Below are 25,922 nucleotides of genomic sequence, written 5' to 3' on the forward strand. Positions count from 1 at the left end.
TGTTGACTGCTGCATTCCCACCGGCTTTGACCCCGGCCTCAACTCTGATTTGAGCACGGATTGTCGCGAGCTCAAAACAGTCTCAATCCCGGCACGCGCACCCTGAGCCGGTACAGCGACGTCGACGCGGTGATGTAGAGGCTTTGCAAATCGTCGTCGCCGAAGGTGAAATTCGCGCAATCTTCCGGCGTCCGGATGACGCCAAGAATGGCGCCCGACGCGTCGAAAATGTGGATGCCGCCGGGTCCGGTGCAGTAAAGGTTGCCGCGGCTGTCGATCTTCATGCCGTCGGGCGCTCCCGGCCCCTCGCCCTCGGCCACCGCCCACACCGCGCCGCCATTGAGGTCGCCATTGGCTTCGACGCCGAACACCCTGATGTGCCCGCGTTCGGTGTCGTTGATGAACAGCCGCGACTCGTCGAGCGAAAAGCAAAGCCCGTTCGGCTGCCCGAAATCGTCGGCCAGCAATGTCAGCCCGGCGCCGTCGCCATCGATGCGGTAGACGCCCTGGAACGGCAAGTCCTGAGGGCGTGGCACGCCATAGAATTCCCTCCGGCCATAGCCCGGATCGGTGAAGTAGATCGATCCGCCGGTGGCAACGACGATGTCGTTCGGGCTGTTGAGCTGCTTGCCCTGATGATGCGTGGCAAGCACGGTCACGCTGCCGCTGGGCTCGGAGCGGGTCACGCGGCTCGTCGCATGCTCGCAGGTGACCAGCCGCCCCTGGCGGTCCAGCGTGTTGCCATTGGCCTTGTGGCTCGGCGCGCGGAACAGCTCGATGTCGCCTTCGGCATTGCGGCGATACATCCGGCTTTCCGGAATGTCGGAGAAGACCAGCCATTTCTCATAGGGGTGCCAGACCGGCCCTTCGAGGAAGCCGAAGCCGCTCGCCAGCGTTTCGATCGCCGCATCGCCGACGACGTCGTCGAAGCCGGAATGGCGCGCACGCGCCGACACCGACATCATCGACTCCCGGCGCGAACAGCCGTGCTACTCCGCATGGTGACGAATGGCATGAGCGCTTCCCGATACAGTCTTCTTGTTGGAGTAGAGCGTAGGCGCGGTCCCGACGAGCCGATACGGGTCAAAGCGCAGGGCTGACTGTGCGTTTGCACAGTCGGCCCTGCCTATCGAGCATAGAATAGGGCGACGCCAGATCAGGGCCGGCGAACACGCCGCAAAAGCGCGGTCAAGGTTGCGCTCGCGCAAGCCACCGCCACAAGCACGACCACGCCGGCAGCGTTGGATTTTTGCCCTGCGCGAAATGGGTCTTGCTGCGTGGGTTGAGGGCTGTGAACCAAGGTGTTCAGATCGGACCGGCTGCCGTGCCGAACGGAATAGGCGCGCGTGAACTCGGCACCGAGGAGGAAAATTTCCGACGAGTAGTAAACCCAGAGCAATATGACGAGGAGGCCGCCGGCGGCGCCATACGAAGACGCAATCGCGCTGGTGCCGATGTACCAGCCGATAAGCGATTTTCCCAATGTGAACAGGGCCGCGGTCCCGACAGCGCCAATTGCCACATCGCGCCATTCCAAAGTTCGATCGGGTAAAACCTTGTAAATGGCGGCAAACATCACGGAGATAAGCGCAAACGAAACGACGCCATTGATCCCGCTGAGTATGATCGTTCCGAACGGCAGATGGGCGTTGATGAAAGCGCCCAGTGCCGAAATCGCAGCGCTTGCGATGAGAGAGACCAGCAATAGGAACCCGAGCGCGGCCACCAACCCCAGACTGGCGGCCCGTGCCCGCACCAGACGCGACAGGGAATTGCCTTGCGGTTCGATCTTCCAGATTGTGTTCAACGACTGCTGCATCTCGCCGAAGACGCCAGACGCGGCCACCAGCAAGGTGACCAGCCCTATGATTGCGGCCCAGGTGCCGTACAGCCTGCCGGATGCACTTTCCAACGCAGTCTTCAGGAGATCGGCGCTTTCCGGTCCCATCAGCCCTGATATCTGCGCGGACAAGGCCAATTGTGCGGCATCGTGGCCGAAGACGAGACCAGCAATCGCAACCACGATCAGCAAGATCGGCGCCAGCGAGGTGGCGGCATAAAAGGCCATCGCCGCACCATGGCTAAGAGCGTTGTCGTCGATGAAGCCGACTATGCTTTCACGCACCAGGTGCCATGAATCTGCAAATGAGGGTCGCACTTCGAGTCCGCAGGCATTGAGTTGGCGTTCACTAGCAATGCACCGGACCTTCCGATGTTCCGGTTCGTGGCCGCCGCTGTTTCAGTGCTCGGCCAGCCAGACATCGAGCCGGTCCTGTTCGCGGCGCAGTGCGTCGATGTTGATCAGGCCGCGCGCCATGGCGAGATAGATCGCCCGCGTCCGCGAGTTGAACACGGAAGCATCGCCGGCGCCGTCCTCCGCCGGCACGATGCCGAGCTTGTCGTAGACATGCTTGATACGGCTCTGTGCGCCACGAATCGACAGGCCGCGGCGTGCCGCGATGGCGCGGTCGGTCAGGCCGAGCGCGATGTCGATCAGGCTCTCATATTCGCCGTCGGTGATGCCCTCGAACTTGTCCTGCACGCGGTGCTGGATGCCGCGTATCTCGCGGTCGATGATGCAGTGGCCTTCGCGGAAAACCCCGCGCAGGGCGGACCGCATGCCCTCCTCCGTCGCCGATTTGAGCACATAGCCGTAGACCGAGCCCGGCGGCACGATGCGCGCCACGCCGCGCACATAGGCTTCGTCGGCGAAATTCGACCAGAACAGGATGTGCGTGCCGGCGCGACGGTTCCAGATCGCCTTGGCAACTTCGATTCCCGTCGCCTTCGGCATCTGCAGATCGAGCACGACATGCAGCGGCTCGCGTTCGGCCGCCAGGTTGATGGCGTCCTCGCCGTCGCTCGCTTCGATCACCTCGACGTCGCCGGGCCACAACTGCTCCACCGTTCGGCGCGCGAAGCTGCGGTGCAGTCCGTCATTCTCGGCGATCATCACAAGCATCACATGGCCTCCGATACGGCGAGCTCGCCAGGCACCGCTGCAGCCGCCGCCAAGTCTCGCGACGGCTGGCGGTCGATCTCGACGACGACACGGGTGCCGCCGTTCTTGCGGCCAGCCTGGCCGATGCGCAGCCGCGCCCCGATAAGGGCTGCCCGCGTGTGCATATGGCCGATGCCGCCATACGCGGCCGGGTCGACAGTGCCGCAGCCCTGGCCGTCATCCGTCACGATCACCCGCAGCACGCTCGCGGTCGACGCCAGCAGCACGTCGATGCGGTGCGGCGCAGCATGGCGAACGGCATTGTTGATCGCTTCCTGCACGATCCGGTAGAGCGCGGTCCGCACTGGCTCCGCCAAGCTGTCGGCGCCGCCGTCGCTGGTGTCGGCGATGCGCACGGCGATCGGCGGCTTGGCCCTGGCGACGCTGCGGTTGAGATGCGCCTCGACCGCGTCGCGCAGGCCGAACAGTTCGAGCACGCTCGGCCGCATATCGTCGACGATGTGGCGTAGTTCCGTCAGGCAGCCGGCGACCTCCTTTTCGAGATCGGCAAGCTGTGCCGCCCGCGCCACGCCCTGGCCGCGAAGCGCCGAAAGCTGGCGCGCGATGCGGGCGAGATCGGCAAGCGTCTGGTCATGCAGGTCCATGGCCATGCGCCGGCGTTCGCGCTCCATGCCTTCGGTCAATTGCGAGGCGCCGACGCGCAGCAGCTCGACGCGGTTGCGCGCCTCGCTCTCGGCCAGCATGGCGCGGCGCGCCTCCTCAGTCTGGATCAGCGCGAAGATGTAGGGCGCGATCAGGTCGGCGCATTGCTGGGCGACCGCGACATCGGCAAGCGTGTAGCAGTCGACCTCGTGCCGGCTGATGTTGAGCGCGCCGATGATGCCGCCCCGCGCCCTGAGCGGCACGACGATGCGGCTGCGCAGCCTGGCGGCGAAGATCGGGCCGTCGATAGCGGTGGCGAAATGGAACCGCTCGTCGCTCAACGCGTCGTCGGCGAGCAGATAGGGGACTTCGCCCCACAGCACCGAGCGGATCGGGCTGACTTCGGTCGGCAGCGGATGCTGGGCAAGCTCGCTCCAGCTGGTGTGGAAGCCGGCTTCGTAACAGGCGTGCCGGCGGCAGTCATGCGACAGCACCGCCAGATCCATGTGGTCGTGCGGAATGAGCGAGCCGATCTCGATGGCGGTCGCGCGGAACGCCGTGCCCGGATCGATATGGCCGGCAAGCGCCCGCGATATCGCCAGCAGCCGGTCGATCAGGACCAGGGACACTTCCGCCATTGTTTTCACGATCCTCCCGTGCCGCGAAATAGTGGACGCATGCCGCCGCCGCTGTCAACGACGGCGCCGTTGGCCATAACTGACGACAGCTCGGCGGTGTCGGCAGCCTTGTGGCGGTATAGGAATTTTTTCTTGACTGCGTGCCCTCAGCTATGGTACATTTTTGTCCATGGTGCTGATTTGCGCCAGTGACCCGCCGCACAGGCGGGTTTTCGTTTGATGCTTCGTCAGCTACGCGCGGGCGAAGGCTCCGAAGAAACCCGTCAGCCCGAGTTCGTTGCCCTGCCGTTGGCCCGCCCGATCAACTTGCGGTGCAATGATTGTAAAGGGTTCGCGTCCTGGTCTAGGGAGGAGGCCAGGAGACCGAAACAGAATGCCAGTGACGCAAAACGTTGCTCCGGGCGCCCCGGGAATCCCGGCGCGCTGGACATCGAGCGCCAAGAGTGGCGTCGGAACGTCGCTTTCGCCGGCCGGCCGGATCTGGTTCACGATCAGCCACGGCATCCTCAACGAAATCTACTATCCGCGCGTCGACAGCGCCTGCACCCGCGACCTCGGCTTGATCGTCACCGGCCCCGGCGGCTATTTCTCGGAAGAGAAACGCGATGCCGTGCATACGATCGAACCGTTCGAGGACGGCGTGCCCGCCTACCGGCTGGTCAACACGGCGAATGACGGCGCCTGGCGGATCGAAAAGCGCATCCTCGCCGACCCGGCGCGCCCGGCGCTGCTGCAGGAAATCACCTTCACGGCGCTGAAAGGGGTGCCCGGTGACTACCGCGTCTACGCGCTTCTGGCGCCGCATCTGGTCAATGCCGGCATGGGCAACACCGCCTGGGTCGGCGAGCACGAGGGAAAGCCCGTGCTGTTCGCCTCGGGACGCGGCTCTTGCCTGGCTCTGGCCTCGTCGCTGCCCTGGCGAACCGGTTCGGCCGGCTATGTCGGCTTTTCCGACGGTTGGCAGCAACTCCACAACACCGGAGAACTCGATCGGGCTTGCCAGCGGGCCGAGGACGGCAATGTCGCGCTGACGGGCGAGATCGGCTTTTCCGCCACCGAGACCAAGGCCTTGCTGGCGCTGGGGTTTGGAGCGACGCCGGACGAGGCGGCGGAACATGCTTTCGCCAGCCTGAAGCAGGGTTCTGAACCCGCGGCGAAATCCTACCTCCAGAACTGGCGCAATTGGCAAAAGGGCTTGCTGCCGCTGGACCGGCACGCGGTGCCCGGGATCAACTTCTATCGCATCTCGACGGCGGTACTGGCGACGCACCGGTCGATCGCCACACCGGGCGCCGCGGTCGCCAGCCTGTCGATCCCGTGGGGCTTCAACAAGGGTGACGACGACCTCGGCGGCTACCATCTGGTCTGGCCGCGCGATCTGGTCGAGACGGCGGGCGGCTTTCTTGCTGCCGGCGATGCTGCCTCGGCTCTGCAAATCCTCGATTACCTCAGCTCCATCCAGCAGCCGGACGGCCATTGGCCGCAGAACGCCTGGCTCGACGGATCGGCCTATTGGCCCGGCATCCAGATGGACGAATGCGCCTTTCCGCTGCTGCTGGCCGATGCTTTGCGCCGCGCCGGCCATTTGCCGCGCGCCAGGCTCATGACCTTCCTGCCGATGATCGAGCGCGCCGCCGGCTATGTCGTGCGCAACGGACCCGTCACCGCCGAGGACCGCTGGGAAGAGGATGCCGGCTACAGCCCGTTCACGCTGGCGGTCGAAATCGCCGCAATGCTTGCCGCGGCAGACCTGCTCGACGCCTGCGGCAAGACAGACGCCGCGACCTATCTGCGCGAGACATCAGACGTCTGGAACGATCAGGTCGAGCGCTGGACATACGTCACCGGCACGGCGACCTGCAGTCAAGTCGGCGTCGACGGTTACTATGTCCGCATCGCGTCGCCCGATAGCGCCGAGGCCGGTTCGCCGAAGGACGGCTATGTCCCGATCAAGAACCGGCCGCCCGGCGACACGGATCGGCCCGCCAAGGAGATCGTCAGCCCGGATGCGCTGGCACTTGTCCGCTTCGGTCTGCGGGCAGCCGACGATCCGCGCATGGCAGACACGGTCAAGGTCATCGACGCGCAATTGCGCTGCGATCTGCCGCAAGGGCCGCTCTGGTATCGCTACAATGGTGACGGCTACGGCGAGCACGAAGACGGCGCACCCTTCGATGGCACCGGCCAGGGTCGCCCCTGGCCGCTGCTGGCCGGCGAACGCGCCCACTATGAGCTGGCGGCTGGACACGAGGAAAAGGCAGCCAGCCTGCTGGCAGCGCTGGAAGGCTCGGCCGGATCGGGCGGCCTGTTGCCGGAGCAGGTCTGGGACGGCGCCGATCTGCCGGAACGCGAACTGCTGCACGGCCGCCCCTCGGGCAGCGCCATGCCGCTGGTCTGGGCGCATTCGGAGCATATCAAGCTGCTGCGCTCGCTGCGCGACGGCGCGGTCTTCGACATGCCGCCGCAAGGCGTCAAGCGCTATATCGAGGACAAGACCGTATCGCCGTTCAGAACCTGGCGGTTCAACAACAAGATCCGCACCATGCCGGAGGGCAAGACGCTGCGTGTCGAATTGTTGGACCCGGCTACAGTCCACTGGAGCACCGACAACTGGGCAACCGCCCATGACAGCCAGACGGTGGAGAACGCCTTCGGCATCCATCTTGCCGATCTGCCTGCGGCAAGCCTCTCCGAGGGAAGCACGCTGATCTTCACTTTTTTCTGGCCCGCAACCGGCGATTGGGAGAATGTCGACTTCTCCGTCATATCAGGCGAGCAGGGCAGCCAGTAGACCTTCCCTCGATAACCCCGCAAATCTCTTAGGAAACAGGGACGAAACCATGCAGATCGGAATGATGGGACTGGGCCGGATGGGCGCCAACATGGTCCGGCGCCTGATGCGCGACGGCCACGAATGCGTCGTCTACGACATCAACCCGGCCAGCGTCGCCGCCCTGGTGACCGACGGCGCGTCAGGGGCGGCCTCGATGGAAGAATTCGTCGGCAAGCTGGCCAAGCCGCGCTGTGTGTGGCTGATGCTGCCGGCGGCGATCACCGGCAGGATCATCGACCAGGTGGCGGCCCTGATGGAGCCCGGCGACATCGTCATCGACGGCGGCAATTCCTATTACCACGACGCCGTCGACCAGGCCGCGAAACTGGCCGGCAAGGGTATCCATCTTGTCGATGTCGGCACCAGTGGCGGCGTCTGGGGCCTGGAACGTGGCTACTGCCTGATGATCGGCGGCCCCGACGTGGCGGTGCAACACCTCGATTCGATCTTCGCCACGCTGGCACCGGGCGCCGATGCCGGCTCCAATCCGCCTGCGGATGCCGGGACTGCACCCTTCGGCTATCTGCATTGCGGACCGAGCGGTGCCGGCCACTTCGTCAAGATGGTGCACAACGGCATCGAATATGGCGTCATGGCCGCCTATGCCGAAGGCATGAACATCCTGAAGTCGGCCAATGCCGGCAAGCGGCAACGGACGGCGGACGCCGAGACCAGTCCGCTGGAAAACCCGCAATACTACCAGTTCGACATCGACCTTCCCCAGGTGGCCGAGGTCTGGCGGCATGGCAGCGTTATCGGCTCCTGGCTGCTCGACCTGACGGCCGGCGCCTTGAAAAGCGATCCGAGCCTGGTGAATTTCGGCGGCCGCGTCTCGGATTCCGGCGAAGGCCGCTGGACGCTGAAGGCGGCTATCGACACCGGCGTGCCGGCTCCGGTGCTGTCCTCGGCGCTGTTCGACCGCTTCTCCTCGCAGGGCGAATCCGAATTCGCCGACAAGCTGCTCTCCGCCATGCGCTATGCCTTTGGCGGCCATGTCGAGAAGCCGAAGGCCGGCAAGTGACGACACGGGGAAAGACACGCGCATGAGCCAGGAACGGTCCGACACGCTGGTGCTCTTCGGGGCCACCGGCGACCTCGCCCACAAGAAGATATTTCCAGCCCTTTACCAGATGGTCGCCAAGGGCACGCTCACCGAGCCGGTGATCGGCGTCGCCTTCGACGCCTGGGATCTCAAGCAGTTGCAGGCGCGCGCCCGCGACGGCATCGTCAATGCGCTCGGCAAGATCGACGAGAAAGCGTTCGCCAAATTCGCCTCGTTGCTGCGCTACGTCAGCGGCGACTACCGCGATGGAGCGACGTTCGAGAAACTGAAGAGCGCGCTCGGCACCGCACAGCGGCCGCTGCACTACATGGCGGTGCCGCCGACCATGTTCGAGACCGTCGTCCAGGGGCTGGAGCAATCAGGCACCGCGCATGGCGCACGGCTGATGGTGGAAAAGCCCTTCGGTCACGATCTGCAATCGGCGCGCTGGCTGAACCGCGTCCTGCATCTGGTGTTCGACGAACAGTCGATCTTCCGTATCGACCATTATCTGGGCAAGGAAGCGATCCAGAACCTGCTCTATTTCCGCTTCGCCAATTCCTTCCTCGAGCCGATCTGGAACCGCAACTACGTCGAAAGCGTGCAGATCACCATGGCCGAGGATTTCGGCGTCGAGGGACGTGGCCGTTTCTATGACGATGTCGGCTGCATCAGGGACGTCATCGAGAACCATCTGCTCAACATCCTGTTGCTGCTTGCCATGGAGCCGCCTGTCGGCCGTTCCGCCGACGATCTGATCGACGAGAAGGTGCAAGTGCTGCGCGCGATCAGGACGCTGACAAAAGACGATGTCGTGCGTGGCCAGTTCACCGGCTATCTCACCGAACCGGGCGTGGCGCCGAACTCGCCGGTCGAGACCTTCGCGGCGGTGCGTTTCTTCGTCGACACCTGGCGCTGGCAGGACGTGCCGTTTTTCATCCGCGCCGGCAAGAACATGCCGGTGCACGTCACCGAAGTGGTGGTGCGGCTGAAGCGGCCGCCGCTCGATGTCTTCGATCCGATCAAGCCCGCCGACCAGAACTACGTCCGCTTCCGCATCGACCCGCAGGTGGTGATCGCCATCGGAGCACAGCGCAAGGCGCCGGGCGACGACATGATCGGCGAGCAGGTGGAATTGACGGCGCTCGACGACAGCAAAAGCGACATGCCGCCCTACGAGCGGCTGATCGGTGATGCCATGAACGGCAACGGCCAGCTGTTCACCCGCCAGGACGCCAGCGAACTGGCCTGGCGCATCGTCGGCCCGGTGCTTGGCGACACCACGCCGCCGCACCTCTACGAGCCGCTCACATGGGGACCCGCGGACGTCATGGCCGGGTTCGGACCGCCCAATGGCTGGATCGATCCGGTGAAGTGAGAGGATCACACGATGGCCAAGAAAGTGAAGCAACCAGCATCGGGCACCGAGAAGCCGGACACTGAAAAAATCGTGCTCACGATCGACATCGGCGGCTCGCACGTCAAGATCCTCACCAGCGCCGGGGGCGAGGAGCGCCGCGCCGATTCGGGGCCGGGCCTGACGCCGCGGCAGATGATCGATACGGTCAACAAGCTCGCCGAAGGCCTGTCCTACGACGTCGTCTCGATGGGCTATCCCGGCCCGGTCAATCACAACAGGCCGCTCGCCGACCCCGCCAATCTCGGCACGGGCTGGGCTGGATTCGACTTTGCGGGCGCGTTCGGCAAACCGGTGAAAGTGGTCAATGACGCGCTGATGCAGGCCATCGGCAGCTACGAGGGCGGGCGTATGCTGTTCCTCGGGCTCGGCACCGGTCTCGGTGCGGCGATGATTGCCGACAACGTCGCCCAACCGATGGAACTCGCGCATTTGCCCTACAAGAAGGGCAGGAGTTTCGAGGATTATGTCGGCGAACGCGGCCTGGAAAAGCGCGGCAAGAAGAAATGGCGCAAATACGTCTTCGACGTCGTCGACCGGCTCCGTGCCGCCATGCAGCCGGATTATGTCGTGATTGGCGGCGGCAACGTCGACAAGCTCGATGAATTGCCCGCCGACTCCAGGCGCGGCGACAACACACGCGCCTTCGAAGGCGGGTTTCGTTTGTGGCGCGACAAGGCGCTGATAGTCTGATACTGTTATTGTTTAATATAGTTGTTCAAAATAACGTGTGATATGCCATCAAGTCGTTGCAATACGCAGATTTGCCGACTAGGAATTCCGCGCTACACCAACGCCATTCGTCCCGTGGACGCACGAAGGACGCCATAGCATTTTGATTTCGCGCATGATCCTTTCCGGAAGTCGAATCCGATTTTCAGGTCATTCGCTGTAGACGGAGAAATAGAGTGACCGACGATAGCAACAGTGCCCGTAAAGACATCGATCTGCTCGAGCTGACCGCTCACATCGTGTCCGCTTACGTCGAGAAGAACCGCTTGCCCGCCTCCGGCCTGGCCGACCTCATCGCCAGCGTCAGCGCCTCGATAAACGGGCTCGGCAAGCCTGCGGTCCCGGTGGCTGCCCCCTTGGTCCCGGCGGTCAACCCCAAGAAGTCGGTGACGCCCGATTTCATCATCTGCCTCGAAGACGGCAAGAAGTTCAAATCGCTGAAGCGTCACCTGGGCGTGCATTTCGGCCTGACGCCGGACGCCTATCGCGCCAAATGGGGCTTGCCGTCGGACTATCCGATGGTCGCTCCCAACTACGCGGCCTCGCGTTCGCTGCTGGCGAAATCGATCGGGCTCGGCCGCAAGGCGGCCCCCGTGAAGGCACCCGCCAAGGGCAGGAAGGCCAAGGCCTCGGCCTGAGGCATGTCGCCCAAAAGTGCGCAGCGGTTTTGCGACAACGACCTGCCTAAAGCAAAGACCTAATTCAGTCCTGAGCCAACAGTTAGGACGACTGGAACAGAAGCCTGCCGGCGAATCCGCCTTGGCAGGCTTCAGGTTTTTATGGCTGGATGGACGGACGGGTTCCTAAAGCAATTCCAGGAAAAGTGTGAAACGGTTTTCCGTCCGGAATTGCGTAAAAACAAGGAGTTAGAGCGGGTCGCCGTTTCCGTGAAACGGTGAACTGCTCTTGGGGAGTGAGCCATGAACTACACCAGGATGGTGATCGAGAAAGAGGCGCCGGAAGAATACGGCTACGACCGTATCCGCTACAATCTTTCGGAAAGTTCGATCGCCGACCAGAAGCTCTCCGACATCGGCCTGTCGCTGCCTGATCTCACGCTTTTCTATGGCGAGCATCGCGGCGACAAGCAGTTGCGTGCCCTGATCTCGGCGCAGGATGCCGGCATTTCACCGGATGATGTCCTGGTCACTGCCGGTGCCGCGGGCGCGCTGTTCATCATCTCGACCTCGCTCTTGTCGGCCAATGACCATCTCGTCGTCATCAGGCCCAACTACGCCACCAACATCGAAACCCCAAGGGCGATCGGCTGCGCCATCGGCTTTGTCGACCTGGCCTTCGAGGAAGGCTTTGCCATCGATGTCGAACGCGTCAAGGCGGCGATGCGGCCGGACACGAAGCTGATCAGCGTCACCTGCCCGCACAACCCGACCGGCACGATGATGAGCCGAGCCGAACTCGATGCCCTGGTGGCGCTTGCCGAAAGCAGCAATTGCCGTCTGCTGGTCGACGAGACCTATCGCGACCTTTCCTACGGCCGGCGGCTGCCGATTGCTGCCTCACTGAGCCCGAAGGCGATCAGCGTCTCGTCATTGTCCAAGGCCTTCGGCATTCCTGGTATCCGCATCGGTTGGCTGATCACCAGGGACGCTGAGCTTCAGGAAAAATTCCTCGCCGCCAAGGAGCAGATCGGCATCTGCGGCAGCGTTATCGACGAAGGCATCGCCCGCGGCATGCTCGAGCGCCGGGACGCTTTCCTGGCGACGCTGCTGCCCGAAATGGCGGGGCGCCGCGACATCGTCCAGGCCTGGATCGATCGCGAACCGCTGGTCGACTGGGTGCGGCCCGAAGGTGGCGTCGTAGGCTTCCCGCGCCTCAATGTCGAACCCGGCTTCGACCTCGACCGGTTCTATGTGAACCTGCTGGAAAACCATGGCACCTATGTCGGACCCGGCCACTGGTTCGAGATGGAGAAGCGCTTCTTCCGCGTCGGCTTTGGCTGGCCGACGGAAGCCGAATTGCGCGGCGGCCTTGATGCCATCTCCGCCGCGCTGCGGCAGTAACTTACGCGTGCCGGCGACGGAACGGGCTGAAAATTCCTTGATCCAGCACTGATTTTAACGCATATCGGCGGCGAACCGAGCTAAAAGTTCCGTCAGCCGGACCAGCGCCCAACGTGGAAGTGCCCCGCCAGCTGATGCCATTCGAACGGGGCCTCTTAAATCCATGACAGCCGAACAGATATCATCTGACCAGCGCTACGCCGCGTTCCGCCATCGCTCCTTCCTGAGCTATTGGGCGGCGCGTTTCCTCACCACATTCGCCACCATGATCGTGTCTGTCGCGGTCGGCTGGCAGATGTACGATTTGACCCGCGACCCGCTCGATCTCGGCCTTGTCGGCATCGTCCAGTTCCTGCCGTCGCTGCTTCTGGTGCTGGTCACCGGCGTCGTCGCTGATCGCTTCGGCCGCCGCCTGATCATGGCGCTGGCGGTCGTGGTGGAGGCGATGTGCGCGCTGGCGCTGCTGTTCCTGACGCTGCGCGGCATCAGCGGGCCGCTGCCGATCTTCTGCGTGCTGGCCATGTTCGGCGTCGCCCGCGCCTTTTTCGGTCCGGCCTCCGCCTCGCTGTTCGCCAATCTGGTGCCGCCTCAGGATTTCGCCAACGCCATCGCCTGGAATTCATCGGCCTGGCAGACGGCGACCATCGTCGGCCCGGTAGCCGGCGGCCTGCTCTACGGCGTGTCGCCGGAAGCGGCCTACGGAACCGCGGCCGTCCTGATGCTCGTGTCCGGGCTGCTGATCTTCACCATCCCGAAGCCGTCGCAGCGCACCGAGTCGGACAAGCCGACGATGCAGCACCTGCTCGGCGGGTTCAGCTACATCTGGAGCGAGAAGATCGTGCTCGGCGCCATCTCGCTCGATCTGTTCGCCGTGCTCCTGTCCGGCGCCTCGGCGCTGCTGCCGGTCTATGCGCGCGACATCCTCCAGCTCGGCCCCTGGGGTCTCGGCCTGCTGCGATCGGCGCCCAGCATCGGCGCCATTTGCGTCGCCATCTGGCTGGCCGGGCATCCGCTCCGCAACCACGCGGGCATGATCATGCTGGCCGCCGCCGCCTCGTTCGGCGCCTTCACCGTGCTGTTCGGCCTTTCCACCATCACCTGGCTGTCGATCGTGGCGCTGGTCTTCCTTGGCGCCACCGATATGTTCAGCGTCTACATCAGGGAGACCTTGATCCAGCTGTGGACGCCCGACGAGGTGCGCGGCCGCGTCAACGCCGTCAACCAGGTCTTTGTCGGAGCCTCCAACGAGGTCGGCGAATTCCGCGCCGGCACGATGGCCGCACTGATCGGCACGGTGCCGGCCGTGGTGATCGGCGGCATCGGCGCCATCGCCGTCGCGGGCCTGTGGATGGTGCTGTTCCCGCAACTGCGCAAGGTGCGCCACCTCAACGGACGCAACTGATCTTCTTATGGCTGACAGCCGACATGCCTCGCCTATACAGGAGCTCTCATGATCACTTGCTACCTGAAATACATCATTGACCCCTACAAGCTTGCCGAGTTCGAAGATTATGGCCGTCGCTGGATAGGCCTGGTCAATCGCCTCGGCGGAAACCATCACGGCTATTTCCTTCCGAGCGAGGGGGCTAACAATATCGCTTTTGCCATGTTCAGTTTTCCGAGCCTTGCCGACTACGAGGATTATCGCAAACGGATGGCTGCCGACCCTGAATGCCAGGAAGTGTTTGAAATGGAAAAACGCAATCGCAGCATTCTCAGCTACGAGCGCAGCTTCCTGCGGCCGGTGCTCGAACCTTAAAAGGCGTCGCGTCGAAACAGATTCACGCGCCGCGCTTTAGATCTTTGTTTTATGCATGTCGTCTTCCCAACACAGAGGTCACTTTTGGGCGACATGCATTAGCTATTGCTCGGCTTGCCGAAAATCATCCGCAGGAACTCGTCCAGCCAGCGCTTGAGATGCATATCCCAGATCAGCCGGCCGCCGAGATGGTCGCGGCCGGGCTGGGCGCCGGGCAATTCGAAGCGATGCGCGCCGCGCACCACCCAGCGCTGCATCATCACCCTGGTCAGTTCGCCATGGAACTGGATGCCCCAGGCATTGTCGCCGTAGCGGAAGGCCTGGTTGGGATAGGTTTCGGCGGTCGCCAGCAGCGTCGCGTCCCTGGGCAGCGAAAAACCCTCGCGGTGAAACTGGTAGACCATCTCCGGCCAGTGCATCAGTTGCTTGCCGGCTTCGGTCGCCTTCAGGGGATACCAGCCGACCTCGACCAGCCCTTCACCGTGACCCTCGACCTTACCGCCGAGACAGTTGACCAGCATCTGCGCGCCGAGACAGATGCCGAGACATGGCCGGTTCTCCCTCAGCGGTATTTCCAGCCAGCTGGTCTCGCGGCGAACGAACTCGTCCTCGTCATTGGCGCTCATCGGGCCGCCGAACACCACCGTGCCGGCGTGGTCGTCCAGTGTTTCGGGCAAGGCGTCGCCAAGCGGCGGCCGGCGGATATCGAGATCGAACCCTTCTTCCAGCAACATGTGTCCGACACGTCCCGGGCTCGAACTCTCCTGATGCAGCACGATCAGGATCTTTGGCTTCGAACTCGTTTGGCGCGGCATGGGAAGGCGAAGATCCTATTCGTCGCTCGATGTTCCGGTGGCGCCGGGCGCGTGCGCCGCTGCCTTGCGGCGCGCCTCGACGCGATCATGGCGTTCGACGCCGATCAGCTCGGCGACGCGCCAGACGGTGTTGTCCTCGAGCTCGTGCAACTCGCCGTCGGCATAGACGATTTCCCACATCAGGCCGATGAAGGCCTTGCGCGCATCGGCATCGAGATGGCGCTTCAAAACACTGGTGAAGGCATAGAGATCGATCGCCTCATTGTCGGCCCGCTCGCCGGCGGCGGCAAGCGCCTCGAGTTCGGCGCCGCTGATCGAATAGCTCTCCGCCAGCACCGCCTTGAACCGCTCCCACTCGACATCCTGGCGCACGCCATCGGCGTTCATCACATGGTAGAGCAGCGCCGAAGCCGCGATGCGCGGATCGTCCGTGCTGGCATGCGTGCCGGCACCGGCCGGCAAATCCCTGAGAAACGACAGAACGCGTTCAAACATAGATCCCATACCCCAACGGCCTGACGGCCTGCCCAACTCAAAACAACCGAAACCGGCGCGGCGATTTCTCCGCTTCCTCGTCCGGATCGACGCCGGGATCGTCCGGCAGCCGCGCAAGCTCCTCGGCCGGCTCGACGCCCTCCGCATCACTCGGCACCGCGGCGAAGGCCGCTGCCGTGATCGGCCTGACATGATCCTCGTGGCGCTCGGCATCCTTGCCCGCAAACGTGTCAGGACCGGCATCATCGATCACCTCGACCGGCCTTTTTTCGCTCGTCGGCTTTGCCAATGCTTCGATGACCGGCGCCGCGCTGGCGGGCACGTCATCATGGCTGTCGATCAACTGGCCAAGACGCTCCATCGGCGCGCGCCACTCGAAGGCGTCGAGCCGGCCGGTGATCGGCGACACCGGCGCCCAGCGTTCCGACACCACGCCGTCTGCGACCCAGGCCGGATCGCGCGGCGCCCGCACCGCCCTGGACAGCAGCTGCCGCACCTTGCCCTGATCGCCGGTCTCGGCCTCCTCGATGTCTGCGAGCAGCAGATAGGCGCCCTCGCGGCGGTCCATCCGGATCGCCGCCTCGGCCTCGCGGCGGGCGGTCGAATAATCCTGCGCGTCGAGCGCGGCGCGCGCCACCGTCATCGAGGACTCGGCGTGGTTCTTCTTCATTTCCTGCAGCTTCTTCGCCCGGTTGAGGCGGTCGAGCACGGCGTCGCCCGGCCTGGCATGGGTATAGAGCTCGGCAACCTCCGGATGCGGCTCCGCCTTCCACGCCGCCTCGAGGATCTTCGAGCCCTTGCGCACGTCGTTCTGCTTGAACAATGCGGCCGCGGCGGCAACGGCGGCGGGCGCGAAGTCGGGCCTGAGCTTGTTGGCCTCGATTGCCGCCGTCCTGGCGGCGGCGGGATCGATATCGGCAAGCGCCTGCGCCTTGGCGGTCAGCAGCACGGCGCGGCGGCGGTTGGCGGCATCGCGTTCGATCTGCCGTGTCGATTTCTGCGCGTCGACCAGTTTCAGGGCGCCGTCCCAGTCGCTGCGCGCGGTCAGCTCTTCCAGCGTCGATTCCGCTGCCCAGGCCAGCTGCGGCGCCATCACCGCGGCGCGGCCGGCATAATGCCTGGCAGCGTTGCGGTCGCCGAGCCGTTCGGCTTCCAGATAAAGCCCGCGCAAGCCCAGCAGCCGCATCTCGGGATCGTCGAGCATGCTCTCGAACTTCTGTCGCGCGCCTTCATGATCGCCTTCGAGCAGCGACGCCTGTGCTTCCAGCAGGTGGATTAGCGGCTCCTGGTCGGAACGGATCAGCTTGGCGGCTTCCTTGGTCTTCTTGCGGGCCAGCGCGCCATCGCCGGCGCCGGCGGCAATCATGCCGGTCGACAGCGCCTGATAGCCACGGTCGCGGCGGCGGACACGGAAATAGCGCGAGATGGTGTAGGGGCTGTTCCACAGCGACTTAAGCAGCCACCACAGGATCATCACCGCGGCGACCACGGCAACGACGGCCACCGCCGCCACCATTAGGCTGACCTGGTATTGATAGCCGTTGAAAGTGACGACCATGTCGCCCGGCCGGTCGGCCAGCCAGGCAAAGCCCAGCCCGAGCGCGAAAACGACGATGAGGAAGGCGAGCAGGCGGATCATTGTGTTGCCCTCATGCCTTCATCGCGCCCGAGATCAGCGCATCGACCTGGGTTTCGACCTCGATGCGTGCTTTCAGCTTGCCGGCAAAGTCCGCGCCAGCGGCCTTGGCGGCCTCGGGCAGCGTTTCATACTCGCTGAGTGCCTTGGCGTAGTCGCCCTGGTTGACCGCCGCCTCCATGCGCGCGACGGTTTCCGGTGCGCCGGCGCCTTCGACGGCACCGATCGGCCTGACCTTGACCAGCGATTCGGCGCTCGACATCAGATTCTGCAGGAAGCCGGCATTCTCATCGACGGGCGTCGCGGCAGTGACCATGGCATTGGCGGCGGCATCAGCCTGCGATGCGATCTCGGCGCGGGTCGGAACGCCCTTTTCAGCATAGGGGCGCAGTACCGCAAGCTGCGGCGCATCGGGCGAAATCGCAGCGAGGGTTTCGAGTTCGGCCGAAAACGGCCCGCCACGCTCAAGCGCCGCCTTCAAGGCCGACGCCGCGATGGCAAGCGCGATCTTCGGCTGTCCCGCCGCCGCCTCGACCTTGCCGGACAGCTGCGACACAGACTGCTCCAGCGCCGTCAGCCGGCCCTCCTGCGCCGTCGTAGCCTCGCCGGCCGACTTCACCAGCGCGTCGAGGCCTGCCAGTTTCTCGTTGAGCGGACCGAGATCGACCGGCGCCGAGCTGCCGGCCTTGCCGAGGGCGGCGACCGCCGTCTCGATCTGCGCGACCTTGTCGCCGAGTGCGGCGACCCCGGCTGCGTCGCCTGCTCCACCTTTCTCGACAGCCGATTTCAGCGCCGCCACATCGGCCTTGACCTGTTCCAGGCCGGAGGACAGGCCGACCATCTTGGCCGCTCCATCGCCGTTGCCGCCGGCGTCCTTCAAACCGGCGATTTCGGTCTTCAACGAGGCGATGTCGCCGTTGACGCTATCGAGCGAGATGCCGGCACCGGAACCCGGCGCGCCGAGCAGGCCGGCAAATTGCAGCCCGCCGGCGCCGACCAGCGCGATGACACCGCCGATGATGCCGGCGGCGATGCCGTTGAGGCCGCCGCGCTTTTCAGGGGGTGGCGCCATTTTCTCGTCCCGTGTCTCGGGTTTTGCCTTGTTGCCGTCGGTCTGCGTGCGCTTCGCCGATGCGTCCTCGAAAATGTAGTCATTGGCTTTGGTCTTGCCGGCCGGCGCATCGAACGATCCGGGCTCGTCGGACGATCCGGGATAGGGGATCTCGGCCTCGCTAGCGGGCTTTGTCGCCGCTGCCGGCGGCTGCTCCGGTTCGGCCCGGGCGTCGGTATGCTCCCAGGGCTCGAGATCGGTCTGGTCGGCGTGACCCGGCTCTTCGGGAACCTTAGGCTGCGAAGCATTCGCTGCTTCCTCGGCCTTCGCCTCGTCTGTCCGGGCCTCCTGCCTGGCGGCGTCCTCGTCGGCGATGCGCGAGACGGCGCCCGGCTCGAGATCGATGGTCACCGGCTCGCGGCGGCCTTTCGAGTGTCGCATCTTCGGCGTCTTGACCATGCCTGGGCTCCGCACAATTCGCTTCGTCTCAACGCCTGGGGGCGCATGATGGTTCAGAAAGGGTCTAGCACATCACCAAGCGGTGAAAAGGGGCGGTGTGATGACGCGGCTCAGCGCGGCGCCTGCAAAAGCGCCAGCAGCCCATCCTCGTCGGGTTGCGCGGCAATGCGGATCCTTTCGCTGGCGACACCGTCGAAGGCTGCGGCGATGCGAGTGGAAAGCGCAAAAACCCATGTTTTTTCGAAGAGACCGCGCAGAGCGGGCCGTCTTGCCAAGGTCTGCATCGCCGCCGCCGCCTTGGCTGAATAGAGCAATACCGCGTCGGCAGGTTGCCCGGACAGGCATTCGAGGATGACTTCGTCCGGATAGCCCACTGTCAGCGTGTCATAGGTCTCGACGGCGTGGACCCGAACGCCCGCCGTTCCGAGCCTCTGTTCGAACGCCGGAAAACGCACGCGCCCGCAGAGGTAGACAATCGTCTTTCCAGAAAAATCGGCGGCGAGCCTGTCGGCCAGCGCCTCCGCATCGCCCGGGCCTTCACTGACCGACAAAAACCCCGCTCGACGCGCCGCTTGCGCCGTCCTTTTGCCGACCGCATGGCAAGGCAAGGCGGCGAGCGTCGCGATGATTTCTTCCGGCGCATGGCGCACGGCATTGGCGCTGGTGACGGCCACCGCGACGGCATTGTCCGGGATCAGTCCGGCGGCGACGGGCAACGCCTTTGTTTCGGTCAGGGGCAAAAGAACCGGCTGAAAGCCCGTCTCCTCAAGCCGATGCGCTGTGCGCGAAGCACCCGGTTCCGGCCTGGTCACCAGGACGCGAAGCATTTCAGAGCCAGCCGTCGAAGAACTTTTCGCCGGCCTTGGCACGCACACTCCGGGCTGCTTCACCGCCGATGCTGGCGGCGTCTTGCGCCGGCCCCTGCAGCTCGACCGTGTACGATTGCGTCCCGTCGGGCGAGATGATCAGCCCGGCAAAAGACAGTTTTTCGGCCTCGATCGCCGCATAGCCGGCGATCGGCGTGCGGCAGGAGCCATCCAGCGCCGCCAGGAAGGCACGCTCGCAGGCCAGCGCCTGGCCGGTCGGCACATCATGGACGGCTGCCAGCATCTTTTCGACATCGCGGTCGCCGATACGGGTTTCGATGCCGATCGCGCCTTGCCCCGGCGCCGGCGGGAAGACATCGAGCGGTATCAGGTCGGTGACGACATGCTCGAGCCCAAGCCGCTTCAGCCCGGCATAGGCCAGGATCGTGCCGGCGGCGACGCCTTCTTCAAGCTTGCGCAGCCGCGTCTGCACATTGCCGCGGAACATCACCACGTCGAGATCCGGCCGCATCCGGCGGATCAGCGCTTGCCGCCGCAGCGACGACGACCCGACTTTCGCCCCGCGCGGCAGTTCGGCGATCGTCTTCGCCGCCTTGCCGACAAAGGCGTCGCGTGCGTCCTCGCGCGGCAGGAAGGCCGAGAGTTCGAGACCGTCGGGCAGTTGCGTCGGCATGTCCTTCGACGAATGCACGGCGATATCGATCCGGCCCGCCAGCAGCGCCTCCTCGATCTCCTTGGTGAACAGGCCCTTGCCGCCGGCTTCCGACAGCGGCCGGTCCTGGATGCGGTCGCCGCTGGTCGAGATGACGACCACCTCGAACGCCTCCGCCGGCATGCCATGCGCGGCCATCAGCCGCGCCTGTGCTTCATGCGCCTGTGCCAGCGCCAGCGGGCTGCCGCGTGTTCCGATTCTCAAGATTGTTTGCATGGCGCGCAGTCCGTGATAACCCCCCGGCAAGCGAGGCTTTTCCGGGGTTCTCCTAACGGGGAAAGCCCCATGATACAATCTTTAGGGACAGCGACGAATTGATCCGCGTGCTGGGCATAGAGACGAGTTGTGACGAGACCGCCGCCAGCGTGGTGGCCATCGACGGCGACGCCGCGCCAAAAATCCTGTCCAACATCGTGCTCAGCCAGATCGAGGAGCATGCCGCGTTCGGCGGCGTCGTGCCGGAAATCGCCGCGCGTGCCCATGTCGAGGCGCTGGACGGCATCATCGAGGCGGCGCTTGCCGATTCGGGCACGGCGCTCGCCGATATCGACGCGATTGCCGCCACAGCCGGTCCCGGCCTGGTCGGCGGGCTGATCGTCGGGCTGATGACCGCCAAGGCAATCGCCGCGGCGGCGAACAAGCCGCTGATCGCCATCAACCACCTCGAAGGCCATGCGCTGACCGCAAGGCTGACCGACGGGCTCGACTTTCCCTATCTCTTGCTGCTGGTCTCCGGCGGCCATACGCAAATCGTCGCCGTGCGCGGCGTCGGCGACTACCAGCGCTGGGCAACGACCATCGACGACGCGCTCGGCGAAGCCTTCGACAAGACGGCCAAGATGCTCGGCCTGTCCTATCCCGGCGGACCGAATGTCGAGAAGGCGGCACAGGCCGGCAATGCCTCGCGCTTTGCCTTTCCGCGCCCGATGAAGGGCTCGGCCCAGCCCGACTTCTCCTTCTCCGGCCTCAAGACCGCCGTGCGCCAGGCGGCGAGCGCCATTGCGCCGCTGAGCGACAAGGACGTCGCCGACATCTGCGCTTCGTTCCAGGCAGCGGTGGCCGATGCGCTGGCCGACCGTGTCTCCCGCGCGCTGACGCGCTTTCGCGAGACATTTCCCGGCACGAAAAACCCGGCCCTCGTCGTTGCCGGTGGTGTCGCCGCCAACCGCACGATCAAGATCATGCTGGAGCGGCTCTGTGCCGAGACCGGCTTCACCTTCATTGCGCCACCGCTGAAGCTTTGCACCGACAATGCGGCGATGATCGCCTGGGCCGGCATCGAGCGGCTGCGCGCCGGCATGGCGCAGGAGAACGGCTTCGATTTCGTGCCGCGCTCGCGCTGGCCGCTGGACAGCATCTCGGCGCCGATGGTCGGCTCCGGCCGGCGCGGAGCCAAGGCATGAACGAGCTGGCAAGCGGCAACGACACCGCGCCAACCGGCTGGCGCGTTGCCGTGCTCGGCGGCGGGGCCTGGGGCACTGCCTTGGCCTTGGCCATGCTGCGCGCCGGCCATTTCGTCCGCCTTTACGCGCGCGACCCGGAGACCGTCGCCGCGATCGACCGCGGCGAAAATCCACGCTATCTGCCGGGCATTGCGCTCCAGCCCGGCATCGTGGCGACGAGCAACATCCAGGCCGCGCTCGACGGTGCCGACTGCGTGCTGGCGGTGACGCCGGCCCAGTCGCTGCGGACTACGCTGGCGGCAGCGAAGGACCAGATGCCGGCCGGTGTCCCGCTGGTTCTGTGTGCCAAGGGCATCGAAAGCGAGACCGGCGCCTTGCTGTCGGCGATCGTCGAAGAAATCCTGCCGCTAAATCCGGTTGCCGCTCTGTCGGGTCCGAGCTTCGCCACCGACGTCGCCCGCGGCCTGCCGACGGCCGTTGTGGTCGCTGCCCGCGACGAGGCATTGGCCGCCGATCTCGCCGCCCGCTTTTCCGCCGAAAACCTGCGCTGCTATTCGAACGACGACCTGATCGGCGTCGAGATCGGCGGCGCCTTGAAGAACGTCTTCGCCATTGCCGCAGGTGCTGTCGCTGGCGCAGGTCTCGGGGCCAGCGCCCAGGCCGCAATGGTGACGCGCGGCTTTGTCGAATTGCGCCGCATCGGCGCTGCCTTCGGCGCCAGGCCCGAAACGCTGATGGGGCTTTCCGGCCTTGGCGACCTGCTGCTGACCTGCTCGTCCACCCAGTCGCGCAATTTCGCCTATGGCCTGGCGCTCGGCCAAGGCAAGCCGCTTGCCGGATTGCCGCTCGCCGAAGGCGTGCCGACGGCGGCGATCGCTGCCCGCATCGCCACCGAGCGCAACATCGACGCGCCGATCATTGCCGCCGTCGCCGCCATACTGGACGGTGCCATCACCGTCCGGCAGGCTGTGACGGCCTTGATGACTCGGCCGCTGAAGACCGAAACCAACGATTGATCCCCACGACTGAACGATCAGGAGAAAAAAGATGCTGTTTGCTGTGATTTGCAAGGACAAGCCCGGAAGCCTGCAGGTGCGCCTCGACACGCGGCCCGAGCATATTGCCTTTCTCGAAGGGTTGAACGGCGACAAGAAGCTGGCCTTCGCCGGCCCGTTCCTTGATGCCGAGGGCAAGCCCAATGGCAGCCTCGTGGTCGTTGAAGCGTCCGACCTGGCAGGTGCGCAGGCTCTGTCGGCGGCCGACCCCTACGCCAAGGCCGGGCTGTTCGAAAGCGTCGAAATCCGCCCGTGGAACTGGACGTTCAACCAGCCGGCGGCTAGTTAATCCCGGTCGCCGCGCGACTCCAAGGAGGAGAAAGACATGAACTACTGGCTGTTCAAATCCGAGCCATTCAAGTTCTCCTTCGAGATGCTGAAGGCCAAGGGCAAGGCCGGCACGCAATGGGACGGCGTGCGCAACTACGCCGCGCGCAACAACATGAAGGCCATGCAGATCGGCGATCTCGGCTTCTTCTACCATTCCAACGAAGGGCTGAACGTCGTCGGCATCGCTGAAGTCTGCGCGCTTGCCCATCCCGACACCACCTCGGACGATCCGCGCTGGGAATGCGTCGACCTCCGCGCCGTAAGGGATGTGCCGAACCCGCCGACGCTGGAACAGGTCAAGGCCAATCCGAAGCTTGCCGACATGGCGCTGGTGCGGCTCGGCCGGCTTTCCGTGCAGCCGGTGACGCCGGCCGAGTGGAAGGAAGTCTGCCGCATGGGCGGCTTGACGCCGGCTCCGTGACGGCGCTGACGCCCAACAGCGCGAGGCAATTCATTCTCGACAACACGGCGCTGATGGCGCCGCCGCACGTGCCGGAGATCCTGCTTCATCTTGCCGACGAAGCGCATGATTTGTGGCAGCGGACCGAGGATGAGCTGGTCGAGATCGGCCTGCCACCGCCTTTCTGGGCCTTTGCCTGGGCCGGCGGCCAGGGCCTTGCCCGCCATGTCCTGGACAATCCCGGCACGGTGCGGGGCAAGCGCGTGCTCGACTTCGCTTCCGGCTCCGGCCTTGTCGCCATCGCTGCCGCCAAGGCAGGTGCCGCCAAGGTGATCGCAACCGACATCGATCCGTTCTGTGCCACCGCGATCCGGCTCAACAGCGAGATCAACGGTGTCGGGACCGAATTCCTCGGCACGGATTGCATCGGCACCGATGCAGGTTGGGACGTGATCCTGGCCGGTGATGTTTTCTACGACAAATCTTTCGCGGACCGGCTGATGCCATGGTTCGCAACGCTGAAGGCCCGCGGCGCCGAGATCCTCGTCGGCGATCCCGGACGGTCGTATCTGCCGAAGGCAGGGCTGGAGCCGCTTTCTGTGTATGAGGTGGCCGTCACGCGGGCACTGGAGGATGCGCTCGTCAAGCATACTACTGTCTGGCGGTTTGCTTGACGCCAACGCCGAACAGGCGTTCCATCAAGTTCGCATCTGGAGGGGGAAGCTCATGGATTTTTCAGCAGTGAACTGGCTGGCGGTGGTCGCTGCCGCGATCGCCGCGTGGCTGTTCGGCGCCGCCTGGTACATGGGCCTGAGCAAGGCGTGGCTGAAGGCCGCCAAGCTCGATCCGGCGACGATGAAAAAATCGCCGCTGCCCTTCGTCATCAGCTTCATCGCCGAACTGGTCATGGCCACCATATTGGCCCTGGTCGTCGGCGCGATGACCGGCGGCGAGCCGACATTGCTCGCCGGACTTGTCTTCGGCTTCGTGCTCTGGCTGGGTTTCGTCGCCACGACGCTCTCGGTCAACCATCGCTACGAGAATTTCGGCTGGGACCTGACCCTCATCGACGGCGGCCACTGGCTCGGCGTGCTGCTGATCATCGGCGCCGTGATCGGCTGGTTCGGCGCGGCGGCAAGCTGATCAAGAAGGGAGTAGGGCAGTAAGGCAGTAGGGGAATAGGGGCAAACGGCACCGACTGCAATCCCTACTGCCCTACTGCCCTACTGCCCTACTGCCCTTTGTCCGTGGTCCGCGTCTTGGCGACTTCCTCGAGCATCCATTCGCGAAAGGCGACGATGCGCGGATCGTCGCCGGTATTTTCGGGATAGACCAGGAAGTAGGCGAACTCGGGCGCCACCCGCAGGCCGAGTTCGAAAGGCTGCACCAGCCTGCCCAGGGAAAGGTCGTTCGCCACCATGGCGAAATCGGCGAGCGCAACGGCATTGCCGTCGAGCGCTGCCTGGACGGCATCCGTGGAGTTTCCGAAGACGACGGTCCGGCTGTCGTCGAAATCATTGATGCCGGCCGCCGCCATCCACATCCGCCAGTTGGGCCATGTCACGCCTTGCCGCGACCATTCGATATGCGCAAGCGTGTGATTGAAGAGGTCGCGCGGCTCACGCAGCGGCGGACCGGACGTCAAGAGGCTCGGGCTGCACACCGGAATGAGGATGTTGTCGAACAGCCGGTGGGTGCGAAGACCCGGATATTTGCCGGCGCCGAAACGGATGCCGACATCGATGTCATCGAGTTCGAAATCCCGCACTTCATAGGCAATGTCGAATCGCAATTCGATATCGGGGTGATGCTTGCGAAAATCGTCGACGCGTCGCATCAGCCATTTTGACGCGAACTGCGCGTCGAGCGTTACCTTCAAAAGGGCGGTGCCGCGCGCCAGCTTTTGCGCCCGCGAAACGGCCCGGCCAAGCAGGTCGAGCGCGTCGGCCGAGGCGTCGAACAGCACCGTCCCCGCCTCGGTGAGCCGGATGGTGCGGCTGGTGCGTGTGAACAGCACCAGCCCGAGTTGATCCTCGATTTCCTTGATCTGATGGCTGACGGCGGCCGGTGTCAGGCCGAGCTCGTCGGCGGCGCGGGTGAAATTGAGGTGCCGGGCCGCTGCTTCCAGCGTCCTCAAGGCACGAGTCCCGGGCAGAAGACGAGCCATCCTATCCTCAAATAAAACTTGATGATCCAGAGAAAACTACTCGTTTCTCGCAGGGATTTCAATCTGGCATGATCCCATCATCGACACATCATCAAGCCGGATTTGATATCCGGAGACAACGGATCATAACCATGTCCATCATCGTTTTGAATTCATCGACACCCCGCCCGGCCTGGCTGGCCGAAACCCTCGACTGGCTGCGCCACGCCCGGGTCGCGATACGCCTCGCCCGCCGCGACATTGCCTACCAGGACGTCGAGGATCTCTCCGATCGCCAACTGCGCGATATCGGCGGCGAGCGCCGTGACGTCGCTCGCGCAATGGACAGAGAACTTGGCCGGCTGGGCCTGCTCGACATCGGTTGGCAGAAACCTGGTCGTAGGGGAATAGGGGAATAGGGGAATAGGGGAATAGGAAAAATTAAGGCTGCGCCGGGACTGTCCCTACTCCCCTACTCCCCTACTCCCCTACTCCCCTACTCCCCTACTCCCCTACTCCCCTACTCCCCTACTCCCCTACTCCCCTA

26 protein-coding genes are annotated in these 25,922 nt (G+C 64.6%); 15 read left to right on the forward strand and 11 right to left on the reverse strand.

Annotated elements, in window-relative coordinates; genetic code table 11:
• Positions 1-71: 71 nt before the first annotated feature.
• The 4 genes from NKJ04_RS29445 to NKJ04_RS29460 form a co-directional block, all read right to left on the reverse strand.
• The gene (locus NKJ04_RS29445; protein WP_352678939.1) at positions 72-962 is read right to left on the reverse strand and encodes an SMP-30/gluconolactonase/LRE family protein; all 891 of its coding nucleotides are present in this window, start codon (positions 960-962) and stop codon (positions 72-74) included.
• Positions 963-1,156: 194 nt separating this feature from the next.
• Positions 1,157-2,068, reverse strand: a complete 912-nt coding sequence (locus tag NKJ04_RS29450) for a YihY/virulence factor BrkB family protein (protein ID WP_352678941.1) — start codon at positions 2,066-2,068, stop codon at positions 1,157-1,159.
• A 171-nt stretch (positions 2,069-2,239) separates the two neighbouring features.
• Positions 2,240-2,962, reverse strand: a complete 723-nt coding sequence (locus NKJ04_RS29455; protein ID WP_352678943.1) for a response regulator — start codon at positions 2,960-2,962, stop codon at positions 2,240-2,242.
• The gene (locus NKJ04_RS29460; RefSeq protein ID WP_352678945.1) at positions 2,962-4,242 is read right to left on the reverse strand and encodes a sensor histidine kinase; all 1,281 of its coding nucleotides are present in this window, start codon (positions 4,240-4,242) and stop codon (positions 2,962-2,964) included. The genes NKJ04_RS29455 and NKJ04_RS29460 overlap by 1 nt, the downstream gene beginning before the upstream one ends.
• Positions 4,243-4,615: 373 nt before the next feature.
• Between NKJ04_RS29460 and NKJ04_RS29465 the strand changes: the two genes are divergently transcribed.
• From NKJ04_RS29465 to NKJ04_RS29500, 8 genes are all read left to right on the forward strand, one after another.
• Positions 4,616-7,033 (forward strand): glucan 1,4-alpha-glucosidase, encoded by a 2,418-nt coding sequence (locus NKJ04_RS29465; protein ID WP_352678948.1) that lies wholly within the window; start codon positions 4,616-4,618, stop codon positions 7,031-7,033.
• A gap of 49 nt (positions 7,034-7,082) precedes the next feature.
• Positions 7,083-8,096, forward strand: coding sequence for a phosphogluconate dehydrogenase (NAD(+)-dependent, decarboxylating) (gnd, locus tag NKJ04_RS29470; RefSeq protein ID WP_352678951.1), 1,014 nt, complete (start codon positions 7,083-7,085; stop codon positions 8,094-8,096).
• Between the two features lie 22 nt (positions 8,097-8,118).
• Positions 8,119-9,495 carry a glucose-6-phosphate dehydrogenase gene (gene zwf, locus NKJ04_RS29475; protein ID WP_352678954.1) on the forward strand — a complete coding sequence of 459 codons (1,377 nt, stop codon included), beginning with the start codon at positions 8,119-8,121 and terminating at the stop codon, positions 9,493-9,495.
• A 12-nt stretch (positions 9,496-9,507) separates the two neighbouring features.
• Positions 9,508-10,227, forward strand: a complete 720-nt coding sequence (locus NKJ04_RS29480; RefSeq protein WP_352612972.1) for an ROK family protein — start codon at positions 9,508-9,510, stop codon at positions 10,225-10,227.
• Positions 10,228-10,442: 215 nt separating this feature from the next.
• A complete protein-coding gene (locus NKJ04_RS29485) occupies positions 10,443-10,904 on the forward strand; it encodes a Ros/MucR family transcriptional regulator (protein ID WP_023811220.1) in 462 nt (153 codons plus the stop codon).
• Between the two features lie 282 nt (positions 10,905-11,186).
• Positions 11,187-12,287, forward strand: coding sequence for an aminotransferase class I/II-fold pyridoxal phosphate-dependent enzyme (locus NKJ04_RS29490; RefSeq protein WP_352678957.1), 1,101 nt, complete (start codon positions 11,187-11,189; stop codon positions 12,285-12,287).
• A gap of 163 nt (positions 12,288-12,450) precedes the next feature.
• On the forward strand, positions 12,451-13,689 hold the full coding sequence (locus NKJ04_RS29495; RefSeq protein WP_352678960.1) for an MFS transporter: 1,239 nt from the start codon (positions 12,451-12,453) through the stop codon (positions 13,687-13,689).
• A gap of 48 nt (positions 13,690-13,737) precedes the next feature.
• The gene (locus NKJ04_RS29500) at positions 13,738-14,046 is read left to right on the forward strand and encodes an NIPSNAP family protein (RefSeq protein WP_352678963.1); all 309 of its coding nucleotides are present in this window, start codon (positions 13,738-13,740) and stop codon (positions 14,044-14,046) included.
• Between the two features lie 98 nt (positions 14,047-14,144).
• Here NKJ04_RS29500 and NKJ04_RS29505 read toward each other — a convergent pair whose 3' ends face one another.
• The 6 genes from NKJ04_RS29505 to hemC form a co-directional block, all read right to left on the reverse strand.
• Positions 14,145-14,861: a glutamine amidotransferase gene (locus tag NKJ04_RS29505; protein WP_352678966.1), complete on the reverse strand. Its 717-nt coding sequence runs from the start codon at positions 14,859-14,861 to the stop codon at positions 14,145-14,147.
• A 15-nt stretch (positions 14,862-14,876) separates the two neighbouring features.
• The gene (locus NKJ04_RS29510) at positions 14,877-15,356 is read right to left on the reverse strand and encodes a tellurite resistance TerB family protein (RefSeq protein ID WP_127296572.1); all 480 of its coding nucleotides are present in this window, start codon (positions 15,354-15,356) and stop codon (positions 14,877-14,879) included.
• Between the two features lie 37 nt (positions 15,357-15,393).
• On the reverse strand, positions 15,394-16,995 hold the full coding sequence (locus NKJ04_RS29515) for a heme biosynthesis protein HemY (protein ID WP_352678969.1): 1,602 nt from the start codon (positions 16,993-16,995) through the stop codon (positions 15,394-15,396).
• Positions 16,996-17,005: 10 nt separating this feature from the next.
• Positions 17,006-18,502, reverse strand: coding sequence for a COG4223 family protein (locus tag NKJ04_RS29520; RefSeq protein ID WP_352678972.1), 1,497 nt, complete (start codon positions 18,500-18,502; stop codon positions 17,006-17,008).
• Between the two features lie 110 nt (positions 18,503-18,612).
• Positions 18,613-19,329: a uroporphyrinogen-III synthase gene (locus tag NKJ04_RS29525; RefSeq protein ID WP_352678975.1), complete on the reverse strand. Its 717-nt coding sequence runs from the start codon at positions 19,327-19,329 to the stop codon at positions 18,613-18,615.
• 1 nt (position 19,330) lies between these two features.
• A complete protein-coding gene (gene hemC / locus NKJ04_RS29530; RefSeq protein WP_352678978.1) occupies positions 19,331-20,257 on the reverse strand; it encodes a hydroxymethylbilane synthase in 927 nt (308 codons plus the stop codon).
• A 101-nt stretch (positions 20,258-20,358) separates the two neighbouring features.
• On the opposite strand from hemC, the gene tsaD reads away from it, so the two are divergent.
• Genes tsaD through NKJ04_RS29560 form a run of 6 tightly spaced genes read left to right on the forward strand, consistent with a single transcriptional unit; the run spans position 20,359 to position 24,372 of the window.
• Positions 20,359-21,444 carry a tRNA (adenosine(37)-N6)-threonylcarbamoyltransferase complex transferase subunit TsaD gene (gene tsaD / locus NKJ04_RS29535; protein ID WP_352678992.1) on the forward strand — a complete coding sequence of 362 codons (1,086 nt, stop codon included), beginning with the start codon at positions 20,359-20,361 and terminating at the stop codon, positions 21,442-21,444.
• Entirely contained in the window at positions 21,441-22,460 is a 1,020-nt protein-coding gene (locus tag NKJ04_RS29540; RefSeq protein ID WP_352555151.1) for an NAD(P)H-dependent glycerol-3-phosphate dehydrogenase, read from the forward strand. The genes tsaD and NKJ04_RS29540 overlap by 4 nt, the downstream gene beginning before the upstream one ends.
• Positions 22,461-22,491: 31 nt before the next feature.
• Positions 22,492-22,788 carry a YciI-like protein gene (locus tag NKJ04_RS29545; RefSeq protein WP_352678981.1) on the forward strand — a complete coding sequence of 99 codons (297 nt, stop codon included), beginning with the start codon at positions 22,492-22,494 and terminating at the stop codon, positions 22,786-22,788.
• A gap of 36 nt (positions 22,789-22,824) precedes the next feature.
• Positions 22,825-23,250, forward strand: coding sequence for an EVE domain-containing protein (locus tag NKJ04_RS29550; RefSeq protein WP_352555149.1), 426 nt, complete (start codon positions 22,825-22,827; stop codon positions 23,248-23,250).
• A complete protein-coding gene (locus tag NKJ04_RS29555) occupies positions 23,247-23,903 on the forward strand; it encodes a class I SAM-dependent methyltransferase (protein ID WP_352555167.1) in 657 nt (218 codons plus the stop codon). The genes NKJ04_RS29550 and NKJ04_RS29555 overlap by 4 nt, the downstream gene beginning before the upstream one ends.
• A gap of 52 nt (positions 23,904-23,955) precedes the next feature.
• Positions 23,956-24,372 (forward strand): DUF1761 domain-containing protein, encoded by a 417-nt coding sequence (locus tag NKJ04_RS29560; RefSeq protein WP_352555147.1) that lies wholly within the window; start codon positions 23,956-23,958, stop codon positions 24,370-24,372.
• A gap of 88 nt (positions 24,373-24,460) precedes the next feature.
• Here NKJ04_RS29560 and gcvA read toward each other — a convergent pair whose 3' ends face one another.
• Positions 24,461-25,396 carry a transcriptional regulator GcvA gene (gcvA, locus tag NKJ04_RS29565; RefSeq protein WP_023811236.1) on the reverse strand — a complete coding sequence of 312 codons (936 nt, stop codon included), beginning with the start codon at positions 25,394-25,396 and terminating at the stop codon, positions 24,461-24,463.
• A 131-nt stretch (positions 25,397-25,527) separates the two neighbouring features.
• Here gcvA and NKJ04_RS29570 point away from each other — a divergent pair, with 131 nt between their 5' ends.
• The gene (locus tag NKJ04_RS29570) at positions 25,528-25,794 is read left to right on the forward strand and encodes a hypothetical protein (protein WP_023811237.1); all 267 of its coding nucleotides are present in this window, start codon (positions 25,528-25,530) and stop codon (positions 25,792-25,794) included.
• Positions 25,795-25,922: the final 128 nt, after the last annotated feature.

It is taken from the genome of Mesorhizobium sp. M0618, assembly GCF_040320765.1.
GTDB lineage: Bacteria > Pseudomonadota > Alphaproteobacteria > Rhizobiales > Rhizobiaceae > Mesorhizobium.